Annotated in this window: 16 protein-coding genes and 1 tRNA gene; 3 read left to right on the top strand and 14 right to left on the bottom strand. The window is 47.4% G+C overall.

Annotated elements, in window-relative coordinates; translation table 11 throughout:
- Nucleotides 1-125: 125 nt before the first annotated feature.
- Complete coding sequence (locus ABID47_RS09155; RefSeq protein ID WP_354496053.1) at nt 126-338, bottom strand: MerR family transcriptional regulator; 213 nt, start codon at nt 336-338, stop codon at nt 126-128.
- A 396-nt stretch (nt 339-734) separates the two neighbouring features.
- On the opposite strand from ABID47_RS09155, the gene ABID47_RS09150 reads away from it, so the two are divergent.
- Nucleotides 735-1,892, top strand: a complete 1,158-nt coding sequence (locus tag ABID47_RS09150; RefSeq protein WP_354496051.1) for a DUF5050 domain-containing protein — start codon at nt 735-737, stop codon at nt 1,890-1,892.
- A 251-nt stretch (nt 1,893-2,143) separates the two neighbouring features.
- Here ABID47_RS09150 and ABID47_RS09145 read toward each other — a convergent pair whose 3' ends face one another.
- Nucleotides 2,144-2,668, bottom strand: a complete 525-nt coding sequence (locus tag ABID47_RS09145; RefSeq protein WP_354496049.1) for a 5' nucleotidase, NT5C type — start codon at nt 2,666-2,668, stop codon at nt 2,144-2,146.
- Nucleotides 2,669-3,028: 360 nt separating this feature from the next.
- Nucleotides 3,029-4,015, bottom strand: coding sequence for an SIS domain-containing protein (locus ABID47_RS09140; protein ID WP_354496047.1), 987 nt, complete (start codon nt 4,013-4,015; stop codon nt 3,029-3,031).
- Nucleotides 4,016-4,263: 248 nt separating this feature from the next.
- Here ABID47_RS09140 and ABID47_RS09135 point away from each other — a divergent pair, with 248 nt between their 5' ends.
- Nucleotides 4,264-4,983 (top strand): GntR family transcriptional regulator, encoded by a 720-nt coding sequence (locus ABID47_RS09135; RefSeq protein WP_354496045.1) that lies wholly within the window; start codon nt 4,264-4,266, stop codon nt 4,981-4,983.
- 72 nt (nt 4,984-5,055) lie between these two features.
- Here ABID47_RS09135 and ABID47_RS09130 read toward each other — a convergent pair whose 3' ends face one another.
- The 6 genes from ABID47_RS09130 to nrdR all read right to left on the bottom strand — a co-directional run bounded on the left by ABID47_RS09130 (nt 5,056) and on the right by nrdR (nt 10,670).
- Nucleotides 5,056-5,874: a PfkB family carbohydrate kinase gene (locus tag ABID47_RS09130; RefSeq protein WP_354496043.1), complete on the bottom strand. Its 819-nt coding sequence runs from the start codon at nt 5,872-5,874 to the stop codon at nt 5,056-5,058.
- Between the two features lie 33 nt (nt 5,875-5,907).
- Nucleotides 5,908-6,735, bottom strand: a complete 828-nt coding sequence (locus ABID47_RS09125; RefSeq protein WP_354496041.1) for a carbohydrate ABC transporter permease — start codon at nt 6,733-6,735, stop codon at nt 5,908-5,910.
- Between the two features lie 2 nt (nt 6,736-6,737).
- Nucleotides 6,738-7,622 carry a carbohydrate ABC transporter permease gene (locus tag ABID47_RS09120; protein ID WP_354496039.1) on the bottom strand — a complete coding sequence of 295 codons (885 nt, stop codon included), beginning with the start codon at nt 7,620-7,622 and terminating at the stop codon, nt 6,738-6,740.
- Between the two features lie 106 nt (nt 7,623-7,728).
- Nucleotides 7,729-9,042, bottom strand: coding sequence for an ABC transporter substrate-binding protein (locus ABID47_RS09115; RefSeq protein WP_354496037.1), 1,314 nt, complete (start codon nt 9,040-9,042; stop codon nt 7,729-7,731).
- Between the two features lie 853 nt (nt 9,043-9,895).
- Nucleotides 9,896-9,968 (bottom strand) — tRNA-Ala (locus ABID47_RS09110).
- A 234-nt stretch (nt 9,969-10,202) separates the two neighbouring features.
- A complete protein-coding gene (nrdR, locus tag ABID47_RS09105) occupies nt 10,203-10,670 on the bottom strand; it encodes a transcriptional regulator NrdR (RefSeq protein WP_076170449.1) in 468 nt (155 codons plus the stop codon).
- Between the two features lie 214 nt (nt 10,671-10,884).
- Here nrdR and ABID47_RS09100 point away from each other — a divergent pair, with 214 nt between their 5' ends.
- The gene (locus ABID47_RS09100) at nt 10,885-11,103 is read left to right on the top strand and encodes an alpha/beta-type small acid-soluble spore protein (RefSeq protein ID WP_076170450.1); all 219 of its coding nucleotides are present in this window, start codon (nt 10,885-10,887) and stop codon (nt 11,101-11,103) included.
- Nucleotides 11,104-11,194: 91 nt separating this feature from the next.
- On the opposite strand, the gene ABID47_RS09095 is transcribed toward ABID47_RS09100, so the two are convergent.
- The 5 genes from ABID47_RS09095 to polA form a co-directional block, all read right to left on the bottom strand.
- Nucleotides 11,195-11,758 carry a lytic transglycosylase domain-containing protein gene (locus tag ABID47_RS09095; protein WP_076170451.1) on the bottom strand — a complete coding sequence of 188 codons (564 nt, stop codon included), beginning with the start codon at nt 11,756-11,758 and terminating at the stop codon, nt 11,195-11,197.
- Nucleotides 11,755-12,351 carry a dephospho-CoA kinase gene (gene coaE / locus ABID47_RS09090; RefSeq protein ID WP_354496034.1) on the bottom strand — a complete coding sequence of 199 codons (597 nt, stop codon included), beginning with the start codon at nt 12,349-12,351 and terminating at the stop codon, nt 11,755-11,757. Before coaE ends, ABID47_RS09095 begins: the two co-directional genes overlap by 4 nt.
- Nucleotides 12,352-12,365: 14 nt before the next feature.
- A complete protein-coding gene (locus ABID47_RS09085; protein ID WP_354496032.1) occupies nt 12,366-13,136 on the bottom strand; it encodes a manganese efflux pump in 771 nt (256 codons plus the stop codon).
- A 141-nt stretch (nt 13,137-13,277) separates the two neighbouring features.
- A complete protein-coding gene (gene mutM / locus ABID47_RS09080; protein ID WP_145025260.1) occupies nt 13,278-14,111 on the bottom strand; it encodes a DNA-formamidopyrimidine glycosylase in 834 nt (277 codons plus the stop codon).
- Nucleotides 14,112-14,238: 127 nt separating this feature from the next.
- Nucleotides 14,239-16,905, bottom strand: a complete 2,667-nt coding sequence (polA, locus tag ABID47_RS09075; RefSeq protein WP_354496030.1) for a DNA polymerase I — start codon at nt 16,903-16,905, stop codon at nt 14,239-14,241.
- Between the last annotated feature and the right edge of the window lie 151 nt (nt 16,906-17,056).

Raw genomic sequence — 17,056 nt, 5'->3', positions numbered from 1 at the left:
CTATACCAATCGTTTGTCTTAATAACTTCTTGTTCCACTGAACAGTTGCGCAGCCTGCGATTTCCACCTTTCCCTTTAGGGGATCATACAAACCAGTAATGAGATCAATACCCTAGGGCCCAATCTCAAGCATTTCCTGAAAATAGACTTGTACCAGTAAAGCCAACGGCCAAACAATGTTTAACAACGTTCAAATGATGAATGATGTCTGAAGTATATACCCGGTAATTATTTTGATCCCTTAATACGTGTTCATCCGTGATAATGCCGATTTGCTCATAGTAACGGATCGTAGAAATCGGAAGATCAACACGTTTTGCTACTTCGCTTATCTTCATAACCAACACCTCGTTTTTAGCGCTTGCTATAAAGTTTACTTTATAGTTTACCATCTTGTTAGTAATGATGAGTAACATCATTGCCAGACTAAACCAAAAAAGGAGAGGAACCGAACCGTAGATGCGATTACTAGATGGGCTTGATCGAAGCTCGAGTTAGTTTGGCGATCACGAGGGATTGGAGGCCGGCAGTATTTTATAAGATAAGGCGTGCAATGCGCGTCTTTTTATTTGCTTAAGGGAAGTCTGCTTAATGCTGCACTTCTCTTTTTTTGAATCTCTTTGGTTATTTGAGAAAATTGGGTTATTTTACCGTAACTTCTTCTTTTCTTTAACCGTCATGAATATGACACATATTTTTTAAAATTAATTCATGTTACAAGAAGGAGGAACCATTTGAAAAAGCTTTTTCTTGGATTAGCAATTGGATTTGCCGGAGCAGCGATTGTTTTTAATATGTCTTCAGTTTCTGCGAAAAATATTGAAACAAATATTTCTGCAATTTTTAATTCCATAACAATAATGGTGAATGGCAAATACGTAGATACCGATAACTTTAATTATAAAGGTGTAACTTATGTCCCTCTTCGCAGTATTAGTGATCTTTTAGGTAAAGAAATAAATTGGAGTAATGAGAATAAGACTGTGTATATTGGAGAGCAAGTCCCGGAAGAAGATCAGAATCCTCCTCTTACAATAGGGGAATACGGAAATACTGCAAGTAACTTAGCCAACGGTGGTTTAATTGCTGGAAATGATAACTGGGTCTACTTATCTTATAAAGAAAGCCTTGCTACTCCTTCCACAAAAGATGGTCTTTATAAGATGAAACCAGATGGAACTCAGCAAATTAAAATTGCTTTTAATGCGGCGACATATTTAAACTTAGACTCCGACAATATTTATTTCGTTGATAATGGGATTTACAAACTGAATTTAAGCAATAACCAACTTCAAAAGCTATCGAGCAGTGGTACAAGACTAGTTTTAGTTGGTGATTGGCTTTATTATAACGATGAAGATAATCGTATCTATAGAATGAAGAGAGACGGATCACAGAAACATTCGGTTGTTAATGATGGAACGTTGATTAACATAGTTAATAATGATTTGTTCTTTATGCGTAAAAATGTACTCTTCAAAACCAATATTTTAAATCCACAGGAGAGGAAATTATATACGTTTTCTAGTGAAACTACACTTGAACCAATAACACAATATGGAAAAATATATTTTCATGACCATAGAATTGTTTATTCAATGAATTTTGATGCTACGGACAGAAAAGCTATTTATCAGTCAGAAAAAGACAACATTTTCTCGTTAATTGTAGACAATAAATTTATATTGTTGAACGAGGGGAATGATGGTAATCACGGACAGAAAACGCTGGTTAAATTAACGTTAGATGGAAAAGTAAAAGATGAAATTGGAGAAAGTGGTCTTCGATTGTACTCTTCATCAAACCACTATTATGTAACGGATATTTCTGCTGGTTATAATGAATGGTACTATATTGATGGAAATAAGCGGATCCCAATTAATATAAATTAAATTTAGTATTGCTTGAATTATAGAAAGGCGTTATTTGTTGCGATTTGTGCAACAAATAACGCCCTTTCAGTGTCAGCCAGGCTTTATGAGCGATAAACTGAATTTTCATCCAGCAATAACTCCCAAGGGTTCTTTCCGGATGCGCACAGTTCGGTCATACCACATATCTTTAATGCTATCTACGATTCTTTTCAAGAACTCCATTCTACTTTCCAGCTTAATACAGTTAATATTAAAGCTATCGTTCAAAATTATCTGAGAAAATACCCCCGTACTTCCAGCCAATTGTTAACTCTAACGTATCCTGTTTCATTTATATTATGCGGTGCAGTAAACAAAATTCCTTGACCCTTAAATCTTTGAAAGTGTCTTACATTATCATCAATGAGGTAATCCGCATGGATAATACTCTTATCTCCACAAAAAACAAAATTCATCTCATCTAAAAAAGGGAAATGTTCCTTTAACCATTCATATTTTGCTGTGAAAGAAGATGGAAACTCCATCGCCGCTGTGGTGATGAAAACTTCAAACCGCTGACTTAATTGCTTGATTACTTCTTGGCAATCTTTCATTACATCTAAATCACGGAAAAACGTAGGGTCATTCAAATAAGCAATAATCTCATTCTGAAACTGAGGACGCAATTCCCTAAGACGAGTTCCCATCAAGTCATTCAAAGTGAGATTCTCATTGTAATCACGATTGAACACTCTTAAGTGTTTAGGATTAAAATCAGCTATAACTTCGTCCATATCAATTGCAATTCTTTGCATATAGCCTCTCTCCTCCTATCTTTAAACACCATTATACATGTTTGTTGCTAAAACCGTTACATAGTATGCTGAAATCAGAAAGGAGAATTGGTAAGGCTCTTCTTTTTGATTTTAAGATATGCAACTCGGCAAGAATCCGGTTGGCATCGACCGGGTCTTTATTGGATATAGGCTTACTCTCCAATCGATGCAAGAAATCTATTGAACGATAAATGTTCATTTCAATCCCTCACCCATCCGCTAAATTCCGGACAACGAAACGGGAATCAAACTAAAAGGAAACGGGAACATTACCGCTCCCGTTTCACTTTTTGGATCTTAAGAAATATGACCTACATCGATTGAACTTGCTGGAATATTTTAATACTCCATCTTCCACATATAACGGCGCACCGAAAGCGCATGTCCGGTTTCTTCAGATAAATGCTGTGCGTACTGTCTGAGTACTACACCAGCTACAAGGTTCGTAAAGTACGGACGCACATCCGGGGAGATTCCCTCCAGGTCGAAAGTCTCCGCGTCAATCAGAATAGTTTTGTCGGAATATTTTGCACAGAAATCGTAAGCACGGTCATCCAGCGGTCGGGTTTCTCCCAGCCCTTTAATTACGATAAACGGTACATCAAAGTCTGTAATTTCAAAAGGTCCATGGAAGTATTCCCCGGCATGGATGGCACTGGAATGAATCCATTGCATCTCCTGCAGCAGGCAGATGGCGAAAGAGTAGGCTACAGAATAGTTAATTCCGCTGGCCATGGTGTAAATCAGCTTTTCCCGCTTGTAATTGCGTCCGAATGCTTTGGCAGCTTCCAAGGTTAAGGCCTTATTCCGTTCATACACACCATGCAGGCCGTTCTCAATGGAACTGATCGCGTTGGCATATTTCTCATTCGGATACAAAGTCTGGAGAATTCCGAATACCAGCCGGTACAGGATAGCCATACTGGTCTCTTCCCCTCGGAGAGCCTCACCATAAGGGGCATAATTGTAATGCAGTTTGAATTCCGCAGCCTCCCAGAGCGGTGAATCCACCAGATTGGTCAGGCAAATCGTTAATGCACCCTTCTCACGGGCAAATGTCGTTGCCGCAACCGTTTCCGGGGTGTTTCCGGAGTGAGAGCAGGTAATGACCACGGAACCGGGTCCAAGCGCTTTGGGGGAACGGTGAATAAATTCGTTAGAGGAATAAGCGGCTGAGGGGATCTCAATCTCACGATCCAGAATATATTGCGCTGGTGTAACGTTTGCGAGCGAGCCGCCGCAGGCTACAAAATAGAAATTGGATACCTTTCTTTGGGCTACGGCCTGAATCGCTGCTTCCAGTTGTTGCACATGCTCTTGGTTCATTGATAAATTCCTCCTCTTGTAGTAGATATCTCCGGCAGGCCAGAAACACCTATTTGTTACTATATGTAACGTAATGTACCTATATGTTACTATACATATCCTCTGAAATCAACCCTTTTACTGAAGTTCAAACAGGTTACATTATAAAAAAAGTATTATATATTACCTGTGGTTGGCTTTTGACAGCAATAATCGCCAACGTTATAATAGTTAGTTGAACTCTAATAACGTTCTCAAAAGGAGCTGCAATGAGACAATTACAGCCGGATAGCATTATCCCTCTTTATGTGCAGTTAAAAGACATTATCAAATCCGATATAGAAGCCGGTATTATGAAGCCAGGGCAGAAGATTCCCACTGAATTTGAGTTATGCGAAATGTACTCGATCAGCCGGCGCACGGTCAGAACTGCGATCAGTGAATTGATTGAAGAAGGTTTGCTTGACCGCAAGCAAGGGAAAGGTACCTTTATCACCACACCTAAGATTCAAGCGAAATTCGGTCCCTCGGTATTGGGATTTACAGAAATTTGCAAGCTTAACAACCTTAGACCTTCCTCCAAATTGGTTGAACAGCGGCAGATCAGTGCCACCTCCAAACTGGCTGAAGCGCTGAATGTTCCTTTGAACTCCAGTCTTGTAGCGATCCGCCGCATTATGCTGGCCGACGAAGTTCCGGTAATGTTGGATTACGCTGTGTTTACAGATGCCTATAACTTTTTGCTGCAGGAAAATTTGGACAACCATTCGCTGTACGCTACTATCAAAGCCAAACGTGATGTCTCCTTCATGCGCCAGCGCAAATCGATCCAGACCGTATTTGCCGATTCGGCACAAGCACAATACTTGGAGATTCCGGTCGGCTATCCGCTGCTGCTATCCCAGGGCACCGTTGTTTCCTCCACCATGGAAATCATTCATTACGGGGAACAGCATATCGTAGGCGACAAATTCGTTTTGTATGTTTAGTATGCAATAAATAACATGTCAAAAAGCTGTTCAAGTAATGAACAGCTTGTGACCATGCATTCAGGTGTATAGTTACTCACCTATGGGTTTGGGATACCCGAACCCCCCGTAAAAGGTGCAGGTATACGCGGCAGAATTTGCCCCGGACTGCAGTGCCTCTTCCATAACTCCTTTTTTTAGATAAGATACCAGAAATCCGGCAATGAAGCTGTCTCCCGCTCCCATCGTATCCACGACCTCCGCTGGAGTGACCCCTTGTTTGTACAGCATACCGTTTCTGGAGAACAGCGCCCCTTCACTTCCTTTCGTTATGCCTACAATTTCCGTCCCCAATCGGTGGCAGGTCTTTATTAGTGCTTCGATCTGCACAGAGTCAAGCTCCGCACCCGAAAAAAATGCATATTTAATATGAGGGCATACCTGCCCCAAATAATCTTCATCCGTCCTTGTGGAGAAGTCGAAGGAAATATCGCAGTGTTCCTTAATTACAGGAAGCTCCCTCTCTATGCTGGAATAACAGCTGGTATGGCAGACGTCATGTCCCGCAATATATTCCAGATCCGCAGGCGTTAGGCGCAGCCGAAGCACATGCTGAGCTGTATCCTGGGCACCGCGTACGAATACTCTGTCATTGCCGACCAGCTTCACACCGGGCGAGCCGCTGTTCGCATACACTCTGCGTGAATAACGGTAGCTGATTCCTTCCTTATCCAGCGAGTCCATAATATGATCGGACTTCTTGTCATTCCCGAATACACCGATATAGGACACTTCCTCGCACCCGTTCCGCTTGCAGTTCACGGCCACATTGACGGCATTACCTCCGGGATAGTAGAGCCCTTGATCCAAATAACAATCCGCAACATTGTCGCCTACGGCAATCATTCTCATGGATAAATCCTCCCAAGTTCTTATGTGAGATATTCAGCCTTTTACAGAGCCTTCAGACATGCCCTGAATGAAATATTTCTGCATAAAAATAAATAGAATAATAAGCGGCATTGAAGAGATGACCAGCCCGGCCAGCAGAACTCCCCAATCGGTTGACAATGCATCTTTAAAGTTCATCAGTCCGGCCGGAATGGTTCTGTATTTGTCAGAGTCAATAAAGATAATAGAGAACAGAAACTCGTTCCAGGCATAGTAGGAGGTAAGGATGATGGTAGTCATAATAATAGGAAGAGACATGGGCAGGAAAATATTGAGATAGGTCCGGAAGACCGAACAACCATCTATGGTTGCCGACTCTTCAATCTCTTTGGGGATGCCCAGGAAATAAGAGCGGATAAGCAGCACTGCGATCGACAGCCTGAAGGCAATGTAGGGCAGAATCAGGGCGAAATACGTATTATGAATATTTAAATTCTGCAAAAGCTTGTACAGTGGTACCAGACACACCTGCGGGTCCAGCATCATTCCACCGAGCACGAACATAAATAGTGTCTTGCTGTACCGGAAACGGAAGCGGCTCAGTCCATACGCACACAGTGAAGCAATGATGACAACGCCCGCAATCGTGCTGACGGTGACAATCACACTGTTCATAAAATAATTGCCTATCCCTTTGGTCCAGGCGGTTGCGTAGTTCGAAAACAACCACTCGCTTGGCAGATTCCAAACAGCTCCAAAAATTTCATCGTAGCTTTTAAATGATGAGGACACCATCCAGAACAACGGGTACATCACCAGCACTACCCCTATCAGAAGAGGCAGCAGCACAATGAGTCTGTAAACAGGCAGCTTGCCGGCCATTTTCAGTCCCCCTTCCCTGTTCTGAATGATAATGTCTGTATGAGCGCCAGCACTGCTGTAATGACAAAAATAAGCAGTGAGATGGTCGCGGCATAACCCATGTTGTCTCTGACAAAACCGTTCTGATACATCAGAACTGCAATCGTAATAGAGCTGGTTCCGGGACCTCCACCCTTGGTCAGAATAAAGGGTTCGTTAAATACCATGAACGCCCCTGTTATGGTCAGAAGTGAATTTACAAAAATCATTTCTTTCACCTGAGGCAGCGTGATGCTGAAAAAGACTTTTACTCTGCCTGCCCCGTCGATTTTGGCCGCTTCATAGAGGTCGCGCGGAATTTTCTGAATGGCCACAATGAACAACATCATGCAATAGCCGATACTCTGCCACTGCGATACGGCAATAACGGCATAAATGGCTGTAGCACCGGAACCCAGCCACGGTTTAGCCCAGGCATCAAGTCCCACGGCTTGCAGAAACATATTCAGCAGACCGTCCGTCGGGTTATAGACGAAGGAAAATAGCAAACAGATAACCGTAATAGAAATAATAACGGGAATAAAAAAGATCGTCCGGAATACCGCCGAGACCTTTCTCAGAAACTCTTCCTCCAGGATGGCAGCCAGAACCAGCCCAAATCCTACCTGGCAGATTAAAGAGATCACGGCATATTTCACATTATTGATTAAGGCTTTGCCCACAACAGGGTCGGAGAAAAGCGTTTTATAGTTATCCAAACCGGCGAATGAGCTTTTTCCTGACAGCAGTGAGATATTCTGAAAGCTATAGAAGAAATTCTGGATCAGAGGCATATATACGAAGACTGCAAGCATCAGCACACACGGCAAGACAAACAAATAAGGAGCTATCGTTCTTCTTGTTCTCATCACTTTCCCCCTGTTTTATCCCGGGAACCCAGTTAGACGCATTTCCCTGTATCTTAGAAGAAAAGAGGGGAGCGAAGCCCCTCTTCACAGCTAAAGCACTTCGTTTCTACTTTTTGACGGCTTGAAGCTTCGCCGCTGCAGCTTGAACTTCTTTGAGCACATTTTCAGGCGTCTCAATACCCGCGGCAATGGCTTGGCCTCCACGCATAAAGGCATCAGCTACGCTGGGATCCACCGCATTATCAAGCCAAGGGGTGGTTTCTGCCGCATTCTGGATCACTTTGATCGCTTCCAGGGTTCCCGGCGGGGAATTCTCCTTCGTAGCCGCACCTATTATAGTTGTCATAGAACCTACATCCTGCTGAAACTTCGCTGCATTCTCAGGGGAGACAATGAATTTTACAAATTTCTCGGCAAGCTCTTTATTGGCTGTTTCCTTGCTGATCATGAATCCTTCAGGTGCACCTGTCAGACCTTCGGGATTCCCTTTACCTTCGGAGAACTGCGGAAAGTTAAAGTAATCAAACTCAAGATCGGGTTTATTTTTCAGATAACCTAGCTCGGCAAACTGCAAATAATGGATCGGCACTGCTCCGGCGATGAACATATTTCTCGTAGCTTCATGATTGACGGAAGTCGCGTTTGGTCCCATATATGAGGATAATTTCTGCCAATACTTCAGTACTTGTAGATATCCCGGATCCGTAAACTTGCCTGTACCCACTGCATAGTCAGTTGCCAACACCTCCGGACTCAGCATCCGCTGATTCATTGTGCCCAGGTAGTGCCCTACGGCCCAGGAATCCTGAAGGCCTTCGATAATCGGCGTGTCGTAGCCGGAAGCCTTAAGCTTGTCCAGCAGGGCTATGAACTCGTCCCAGGTCTTTGGTTTTTCCAGACCCAGCTTGTTGAATATTTTCTTATTATAAAAGAAGACCTTTCCATCCATGGTAAAAGGCACACCATATATTTTGTCATCAAAAGTGAAGGATTTCAGCTGATTCTGAACCAGGGTTTTTGTCCAGTCCGGATCGGAGTCGTACATAGAAGTAAGATCTTCAACCCGGCCGGAGGAGACCAGACTTTCGGCAAAGCTGTCCGACCAGGAGGAGAAGACATCCGGAATGTCCCCCGAGGAGACAAGAACCTTGATTTTCTCCTTGTAGTTATCGTTCAGGACGGATTCCATCTCAATTTTGACACCCGGATTCTGTTTTTCGAATTCCTCCTTAATGTAATTGAAATACGAATTTCTAGGTTCATTGGGCCAGCGGTGAAAAAACTTAAGCGTTGTTGTCTTGCCTTTCGAATCCCCATTCCCGTTGGCTGAAGAAGTAGAATTATTGCTGCTACACCCCGTCATTACTACCAATAAACCCGCCAACATTAACAAGCCCAATCTTCGTCCCATCCGATACATTGTAAATACCTCCCATCGATGATTAACTTATGTAGCATAAAATAGATCACGTATTGTTACGTAACAACACTATATCATACCAATATTAAATTTAAAATCTTTTTTTACAAATCATTTGATTAGCTTATTCAATGGGAAAATAAGAACCATTCATATAAATTTTAAAAAACGCCCCTGTTTTTTGAACCATTGGATCAGCTCGGCAGATTCCGCCGCTGTCCCCGGCCGGTCCGTAAGGCCGATCCCCCAAACGACGATATTGCCGTTCTGTTTGGCATAAGCCGGGGAAGAGATTAGGTGTATGGCTTACCCGTCCCTTGACTGCAGACATTCAATGGGGGCATTATCAGGAGGCGTACTCTTGCGGGACACGCTCATGACTTAAGCTCAAAATGCCGATCGGGCTTGACATGTAAGACGGGGGCGTCAGGCAAAGGGGTGTCCTAATCGAGAAACAAGAAAGCGCTGACAACAGTAGCTGTTCCTTCGTAGCGAAGAAGCGGAACACGTAAGGCTGTGAGATTTGAACCGGAATTTTCATAACGAATTACTAATAAATGCGGTAATCTAGACTCATTACGAACAGGAAGGTGCACGGAAGGATTGTAAAACCGGTGGTTTGACTTCAACTTTTATTCGATTCTTTCACCGAATCATGAAAGATGTCCTTGATCCTAACGAAGATGAGGTAACCCTCTTAATAAAAGCATTAAATGACGAACCAAATTAAGGGGAATTAAAGAGGTAATAATAAACATTTGTCCCCCATTCGTCCCCAAATCCAAATTTTATTAAGCCAAACTGAAAATAAAAAAACAAAAAAACCCTTGATTCCCAAGGGTTTTTCTTCTTATGGAGCCTAGGGGGATCGAACCCCTGACCTCATCGCTGCCAGCGATGCGCTCTCCCAGCTGAGCTAAGGCCCCTTAATATTTTCTACTGATTTATTATGTATCAGCGACTCTTATAATTTATCAAAGATTTATGCATGTGTCAATAAAAAAATCCAAAAAGATTTTGGAGCTCACGCAAGTGTTCAGCCTTATGCTCCCATGCCATGGCCACCACCAAAAGCAAAAGAGGCCCTGGAAGGCCCTTTTGCTCTTTAAGATGGTTGCATCCTCAGTAACGGACCGGCAAAGCAGCATGCTTCCTTACGGTCAGTCCTCCACCGTATTTTTGGACAGCAGCCCCTTCAGCTCTTTCATGAACATGTTGATATCTTTAAATTGGCGGTAAACCGACGCAAAGCGGACATAAGCCACCTCGTCCACGGGATACAGCTGCTCCATCACCAGCTCGCCGATCTGGCGGCTCTCCACCTCCGCCACGGCGGTGTTGCGCAGTGATTTCTCCACCTCGGAGACGATCATGTCGAGCTGCTCCACGGATACCGGGCGCTTCTCGCAGGCGCGAATCAGGCCGCGGAGGATTTTATCCCGGCTGAACTCTTCCCGGCTTCCATCCTTCTTGATGACCATCAGCGGCGTTTCCTCCACCATCTCAAACGTGGTAAAGCGCCGGCTGCACTTCTCGCACTCACGCCTGCGGCGGATCGATTTATTTTCGTTAGCGGGCCGTGAGTCCAGCACTTTCGTGCCGGCATAATCACAGTACGGACATTTCATGGTAAACTCCCTTCCTTTGCAAATCACGGTGTATATAGAACAAAATCACGAACATTCACAGGGTCCGAATACCGTGAACCCTTATCCCATCAGGGATTAACTTGCCGTCTCACCGAAATGTATTAAATTTCCAACAAAAACTTTTCAAAAAGAGTAATGAACTTCTGAGCTTCGAGACATAATACATTTACAAACAGCGAGGAGGTGAACAACAATGGCTTCCAACAACAACAGCTCCAACAACCTGGTAGTACCTAAAGCTACCGCAGCCCTGAACCAATTGAAATATGAAGTCGCTCAAGAACTGGGTATCAGCATCCCACAAGACGGATACCAAGGCAACATGACTGCATATGAGAACGGTTCGATCGGGGGACTTATCACTAAACGTTTGGTGACCCTGGCTGAACAACAACTGGCTGGTCAATTCTAATTCGGTTTGATACCCGAAGAAGTGTTGGAGACGCTAACCTAGCTTCTCCAATGCTTCTTTTGTTATGTTTAGCGACAGAACAGTACTCCCTTTAGAACTCGCTGTATATCCGCGTGTACTGATTGTAGTAATAAATGACCCGCTGAACGTAGTGCCGGGTTTCCCCAATGGGAATATTTTTGACCGAGTCGTAGGTCCCGTCCCATACGCCCCTTTTCAGCCAACCATCCACTTTACCAGGCCCCGCGTTGTATGCAGCGATGACGGCAATCCGGTTTCCTTTAAACTGCTCCGACAGCGTTTTGAGATACCAGGTGCCGATTTCGATGCTGGCCTCCGGCTCATGCTTAATATGGTCCAGCGTCACTTCGGGAAGCTTGGCCTTTTCCATCGCCCAATTGGCCGTATCCGGCATTAACTGCATCAGGCCGAGAGCCCCCTTCTTGGACTCCTTGCCCAGCTTGTAATTGGATTCCACCCGGATAATCGAAGCCACCAGGAACGGGTCGACGTCATAACGCTCAGCCTGCTCACGAATATTCTCTTTATAATGAATCGGGTAAAACCACGACATCCAGTTCGTATTAAAAAACAGGATGACGACAAATCCTAAAAACAACAGAAGAAGCACTCTTTTTTTGCGTAAAAACTTCATAGCAGGCCCTTCCGGTTCCAAAATTCATCCACTTGGCGCTCCGTCTCGGAAGGTTGTCCACTGTTGTCGATCACAACGTCGGCCCGCTTCTTCTTCTCTTCGATATCCATTTGGGAACGAATCCGCGCGACCGCTTCGTCCTTCGTCAGCCGGTTCCTCTCCATCAGGCGTTCCACCTGTACCTCAAACGGGGCATAGACCAGCAGAACCTGCTCAAACATCGCTTCCAGACCCGATTCAAACAGGAGCGGGATGTCCACCACCACCAGGCGGTCCGGGTGCTCCCGTTCAAAGGTCTGCATCTGCTCCCGGATCTCCTGACGGATCGCAGGATGCGTAATATCGTTCAGAGCTTTGCGTTCGCCGGGATCGTGAAACACGATATCCCCCAGGCGTCTACGGTCCAGCGTTCCGTCCGGAAGGAGGATGGCTTGTCCAAAATGCTCAACGGCCGCCGCCAAAACCGGATGACCCGGGAGCATGACTTCCCGGGCGATGACGTCGGCGTCAACAAGCAGCGCCCCCCTGCTGACTAAGAGGGCGGATACGGTACTTTTTCCTGTCGCTATTCCTCCGGTTAACCCGATGTTCATATCCTTAACTCACCTCATAACAGCTTCATTATTCCCATTACAATTAATAATATTGCCGGCAGCACCGTAAACCGGCGCATCCACGTTCGGGACGCAAAGCGCAGTCCCGTCTTCATTCCGACGACTAAAAAGGTGCCGCTGAAGAGAGCGATCACGACGGCGGTCAGCAGCGGCGAAAATCCGAGCAATGCCGCGCCTAGACCCGCGCCGAACGCATCCAGGGATAAGGCGATACCAAGCCACATGGCCTCCCATCCGGAGATGCTGCCCGACTTATCCATATCAGCGGAAGACGGCGTCCGCAAAATGCGGATCACGACGCCCAGCTTCCGGATTTCCAGTGAAAACACCGTCTGTTCAGGTGCTTCATGCTGGGCAGGGTCCAGTGTACCTTCTCCGCCGGAGCTTTGCAAGCCATGCCCCCCTATCCCGCTGGTTTGGGCGTCTTTAGCCTGCTTGGCGACATCCGCGTCTTTGGCTTCCAAGACTTCTTTACCTTCCCCGCTCTTCTCCTTTTGGATCCACATCTGTACCAGCGACCATGAGCCCATAATGATCAGGATGACCGCTCCAATGATGGAGGCGATCGAAGGGGATACGAATTGGGCCAGCAGCACGCCCACCTGCATGGACACATAGATGATGACCCCGGAGCATAAAGAAATAATCGCTATCGATAACGGCGAAATCCTCATTTGACGAAGGCCGTATGTAATGCCGACACCAAAACTGTCCAAACTTAATGCTAACGCAAGCAGCAGCAGTGCAAGAACATGACTGAGCACCCCGTTCCCTCCCTGTGACAGAAGCGGTGCCCCGAAAAAGCCTGCTGCATGGATCAGGCATTCGGAAGCCCCGCTTCATAAGATATCTCTACCTCAGTATATGGAGGGTACAAAAAAGGGGTGCACGCCCAGTTCGAATTGTTACGATTTCAAGGTTTGGCAGGACGGGCAGAAATGGGTTCCGCGCCCGCCAACGACCGTTTTCTCCACGGCGGTACCGCAATTTACGCACGGCTGATTCTGCCGGCCGTAAATCTTCAGCTGGTGTTGGAACATGCCCATCTCACCTTGTCCATTGACATAAGACTTGATGGAGGATCCTCCCACCTCAACCGACTCGGCGAGCGTGGCTACAATCGCCTGATGGAGCGCTTCGAGCTGCCCATCCGTCAGCGTATCGGCCGGCTGCTCGGGGTGAATGCCCGCCCGAAACAGCGACTCATCCACATAAATATTCCCGATGCCGACGATATATGCCTGGTTGAGCAGGACAGCCTTGATTTTGGTCTTCTTCCCCTTCAGCGTTTCTTTGAAACGCTCCAGCGTAAACGCCGGATCCAGCGGCTCCAATCCCAGCTTGGAGAGCGGGGGAAGCTGGAATTCCTCTCCGGGCTGGAACAAATGCATCGTTCCGAACTGCCGCACATCCTTGTACCGCAGCTCGGTGCCGTCGGTAAAGTGGAAAATGACATGCGTATGCTTTTCCACCGGATCACTGCTCTGGTATACCCCGTACCTTCCCTCCATCCGCAAATGGGAGACGAGCACGAGCCCGTCCAGCAGGATCCGCAAAAATTTGCCGCGCCGCTCCACACCTTCAATGGTGTGTCCGGCCAGCATCCACGCAAACTGATCTATATCATCGGGGCGCTGAATGATCCGCGCCAAATGGACACTAACGCGGTCAATCACCTTGCCCTTCACGAGCTGATTGAGTGTTCTTTTGACTGTTTCGACTTCCGGCAATTCCGGCATGATGACTTCACCTCAACCTCTATTATAGCGTAAGACAGCCCCACAAAGCGGCGCTTTTTCTTCGAAGTCTGCTCAAGTACTTCGCGGGGAACCCATAAGATTTACATACGGGCGCTTACGCAGCCCTCTATTTCGCCTCGTACCAATTGACTCCGTAGCTCACTTCCGCTTTGAGCGGTACGGACAGGGCCAGCGCATGCTCCATCGTCTCCGGTACCAATTTCTTCATGATTTCCAGCTCGTCCTCAGGGACTTCGAATACCAATTCGTCATGCACCTGAAGCAGCATGCGGCTCTTCAGCTTCTCTTTGGCCAGCGCCGCATCCATCTGAACCATAGCCAGCTTGATGATATCGGCGGCAGTGCCCTGGATCGGTGTGTTCATCGCCGTCCGCTCGGCGAAGGAACGCAGATTGAAGTTGCTTGCATTGATTTCCGGCAAATACCGTCTGCGCTCCAGCAGCGTGGTGACATAACCGTCGCGCTTGGCGTCTCTGACGATATCGTCCATATATTTGCGAACACCCTGGAAGGCGTCGAAGTATTGATCGATAAATTGGGCTGCTTCCTTCCGGGTAATATTCAGGTTCTGGGACAGGCCATAGTCGCTGATGCCGTACACGATGCCAAAGTTAACCGCTTTGGCGGACCGCCGCATATTGGCGTCAACGTCCTCGGCTTTGACACCGAACACGTCCATGGCCGTCTTCGTATGGATGTCCATATCGTGCAGGAAGGCTTCCTTCAGTCCTTCATCTCCCGAGATATGGGCCAGCACCCGCAGCTCGATCTGCGAGTAGTCGGCGGCCAGAATGTACCAGCCCGGTTCGGATGGCACGAACACCTTGCGGATTTTCCGTCCCTCTTCCAGGCGGATCGGAATGTTTTGCAGGTTCGGGAACTGGCTGCTTAGGCGCCCTGTAGCCGCAATCGTCTGACGGTAATATGTGTGCACCTTGCCCGTTTCCTCCGAAATTTCCTTCAGCAGGCCTTCCACATACGTCGACTGAAGCTTGGCGATGGTCCGGTACTGCAAAATCAGGCGTACGACATCGTGGTACGGCGCCAGTTTCTCCAGCACTTCGGCGTCGGTAGAATAGCCGGTCTTGGTCTTTTTCACAACAGGCAGGCCCAGCTTGACGAACAGGATTTCTCCCAGCTGCTTCGGCGAGTTGAGGTTGAACTCGGTGCCTGCAATTTCATAAATCTGCTCGACCAGCGACTTGATCTGGGACTCGAATTCCGTTCCGAGCGCCTTCAGATCGTCTTTGTTGACCGCGATGCCCTGCTTCTCCATGTCCGCCAAAATCCGCGACAGCGGCATCTCCAGGTCATGGAACAGCGAGCTCATCTCATTGTCCGCAAGCTCCTTCTCCTGAAGCGGAATGATCTCCAGCAGCGCGGCGCTCTTCCGGGCCAAGTGCCCGCTCAACACGTCCATCTCCGGCACCTTGTATTTTGCGCCCTTGCCGAATACGTCCTCATCCGCCGCCAGCACCGGCAGCCCGTATTTGGATGCAAGCGCGTTGACATTCTGGTTCGCTTCCGTCGGATCGAGCAAATACGCGGCCAGCTGCACGTCAAACGACGCCCCGGCAAACGCGATTCCCTTCCAGTGAAGCGCCAGATCCGTGCGGTGCAGGTCATATCCCCGTTTCGGAACATCCGGGTTCCCCAGCCACGTCCGCAGCGGCTCCGCCCAAGACTCGTTCATTCGCTCGAACGGAACGTAGTAATGCTTCGGCTCGGTGGAGAACATGACCCCGATCACCTCGGCGTGATGCGGGTTCTCTCCACTGGTCTCGACATGAATAAGCTGCACGGCGTCCAATGCAGCGATCAGCTCGTCCGCATTTTCGCCGTCAACGACGGTGACCTCGATCTCCCGTTCGGCAGCCTTGGCCTGCTCCTCATCCGAGTGCGTGTTACCGTCCGCATGGAAGGACAACCGCTCCAGCAACGATTTGAATTCCAGCTTGGCGAGCGCAGGCCCTGCCGTTTCTTCCTTCAAGCCCGGGAATACCATCTCGTTAAACGACTTGTCCAGCGGCACCTCGCGGTAAATGGTCGCCAGCTTCTTGCTGAGGACCGCGTCATCGGAATGGGTTTCGATCTTTTCCTTCATCTTCCCCTTCAGCTCGGCCGTATTGGCCAGCACTTCCTCGACCGATCCAAATTGGTGCAGCAGCTTGAGCGCTGTCTTCTCGCCGACACCCGGAATTCCCGGAATGTTATCCGACGGGTCCCCCATGAGGCCCTTCAGGTCAATGATTTGAAGCGGAGTCAGTCCGTACCGCTCCTTGATTTGCTCAGGAGCGTAGGTTTCGATTTCCGTTACCCCTTTGCGTGTCAGGCCCACCTGAACATGGTCCGAAGCCAGCTGCAGCATATCCTTGTCCCCGGTCACGACGAGAATTTGCTGCCCTTCCTCCTCGGCGATGCGGGAGACGGTCCCGATGATATCGTCTGCCTCGTAACCGCTCAGCTCATATTGGGCGATGCCAAAGCTCTGCAGCAGCTCCTTGAGCAGCGGGAACTGTTCCGACAGCTCCGGCGGCGTCTTTTCCCTTCCGCCCTTGTATTCCTGGTAGCCTTCGTGGCGGAACGTCGTTTTTCCGGCGTCAAACGCAACCATCATGTGCGTCGGCTTATGGTCTTCGATCAAACGCAGAAGCATATTCGTAAATCCGTACACAGCATTCGTATGCAGACCCTTGGTGTTCGTCAGCGGGGGCATTGCGAAAAATGCGCGGTAAATAATACTGTTTCCATCTATCAAAATCAGCTTGTTCATTGGGCACCTTCCCTTTATCAAACGTCCTTCATTTATGATACCATACACGCCCCTTTTCGAGAAAAATTTAGGCCGTTTTGCCGCAAATCTCCTAAGCGTAATTTCTGTCAATTCCTTTACGACAAAAAAGGAGCTTCCCGCCTGTGCGGGT

Origin of the sequence: Paenibacillus favisporus (assembly GCF_040545415.1) — a bacterium.
GTDB lineage: Bacteria > Bacillota > Bacilli > Paenibacillales > Paenibacillaceae > Paenibacillus_AQ > Paenibacillus_AQ favisporus.
This window is presented reverse-complemented; position numbering and strand designations above follow the sequence as displayed.